This is a genomic window from Methylobacterium sp. WL6 (assembly GCF_008040095.1).
In the GTDB taxonomy this organism is placed as follows: domain Bacteria; phylum Pseudomonadota; class Alphaproteobacteria; order Rhizobiales; family Beijerinckiaceae; genus Methylobacterium.
In genome coordinates this window covers 1-1,774 of sequence record NZ_VRVH01000524.1, presented here as the reverse complement: position 1 = coordinate 1,774, position 1,774 = coordinate 1, and the positions used below count along the sequence as shown (strand labels likewise).

At 75.5% G+C, this 1,774-nt stretch carries 2 protein-coding genes; both read right to left on the bottom strand.

Annotated elements, in window-relative coordinates; translation table 11 throughout:
- Positions 1–1,063 (bottom strand): glycosyltransferase (locus tag FV230_RS28005; protein ID WP_147844686.1); only part of this gene is annotated, 1,063 nt, incomplete at its 3' end.
- Positions 1,063–1,774, bottom strand: a 712-nt coding sequence (locus FV230_RS28000) for a CpsD/CapB family tyrosine-protein kinase (protein ID WP_147844685.1), incomplete at its 5' end; no start/stop codon positions are given. The genes FV230_RS28005 and FV230_RS28000, both read right to left, overlap by 1 nt.

Here is a 1,774-nt window from a genome sequence, read left to right as displayed (position 1 = left end):
GCGCCCGGGCGACCTGGGCCGAGAGCCCTGGCGGCGCGGACAGGACGCGGGCGATGGCGTCGGCGAGCGCCCCCGCGTCGCCGGGCGGCACCAGGGTCCCCGCCGCGCCCCGGTCGAGGATCTCGGCCGCCGCGCCCGTATCGGTGGCGATCACCGGCGTCCCGACCAGCATCGCCTCGACCAGGGTGCGCCCGAACGGCTCGGGGGCGATCGAGGGATGGATCACCGCGTCCACCGCGCGCATCAGGCGCGTCACGTCCCCGCGCTGGCCGAGGAAGTGGACGCGGTCGGCGAGCCCGCGCTCGGCCGCGCGCGCATGCAGACCGTTCGCGTAGGCGTCCTCGCCGAACAGGGCGGTGCCGGCGACGATGCACGCCGTGCCGGGCGAGCGGGCCAGGGCCTCCAGCACCACGTGCTGCCCCTTCCACGGGGCGAGCCGGCTGAAGACGCCGACCAGTGGGCCGTGCGGCAACCCGAGGCTCGTGCGCAGGGCGGCCGGGTCGCCGGGCTCGCCGTCGAGGTCGAGGCCGTTGGGCACAACCTCGACGAGATCCCGGCGCCCGCCAGCCGCGACGAAGGCGTCGGCGGCGGCCTGCGACGGAACCACGACCCGGGCGGCGAACGCGTTGGCGAGGCGGACCTGAAGCCCACGCTGCGCCGCCCCGAAATGCGCGGGATCGAGGATGTCGTGCAGGTGCCAGATCAGCGGGCGGCGCACGAGAGCCGCGGCGAGGGCCGAGAGGACGAAGGCCTTCTGCGAGTTGGCGTAGACCACGTCGTGGGCCTTCGCGGTCCGCGCCAGCGCGAGGATCGTCGCGGCGAGCCGTCCGGCCAGTGGAATCGCGCGCCAGGGCGAGCCGTCGCGGCGCAGGGACGACAGCCCGGATCCGCGCCGCGCACGGACGACCGCCAGCCCCCGCTCCCGCAGCGCGGGCGCGAGCGGCCCGTCCTCGAACAGGAAGGCGGTGGCGCCGCGCCAGGGTCCCACGGCATCGCACAGCACCATCTCGGCGCCCGACATCGTGCTGGTGTGGTTGACGAACACGACCCGCGGACGGTCCATCACGCGGCTCCGAGATAGCGGCGCGCCGGCTCGTGCCCGGTGTCGTAGAACGGGTGGTCGTCGGCCCGCACCATGGTGATCGCGAGCCCGAACACGTCGCCGCCGGCCTCGCGCAGGCCGTTGACGGTGGCGCTGATCGCCGACACCTGCGAGCGGCCCCAGCGGGTGCAGCACAGCACGCCGTCGACCTGCCGCGCCAAAATTTGGGCGTCCATCAGCATCGCCGCGGGCGGGCTGTCGATCAGCACCAGGTCGTACTTGCGGGCCCAGAGCAGCAGCTCGGTCATGCGCTTGCCCATCAGCAGCTCGGTCGATTCCGTGGTCGCCGCGCCGGCGGGGATGGCGTCGAGGTTGGGCGTCGCCGTCGCGATCACCGCCTCCCGCGGCAGGGCCTCGCCGCGCAGCACGCCGGCGAGGCCGGGGCCGGCGGGCAGGTCCAGAGCCGTCTCGAAGACCGGGCGGCGCAGATCGCATTCGAGGACGAGCACGCGGCGCCCGCTCGCCGCGTTGAGCTGGGCGAGCGCCAGGGTGGTGAAGGACTTGCCCTCGCCGGGCGCGGCCGAGGTGAGCAGGATCGCGCGGCTCGTGCCGTCGGCGCCGGCCAGCATCAGCCGGGCGCCGAGGTTGCGCAGGACCTGCTGCATCAGCGGATCGCTGCGCGCGTCGCGCAGCGCCGCGGCGAGCGGCAGCTCGCCGGCGGCGGCCCCCATC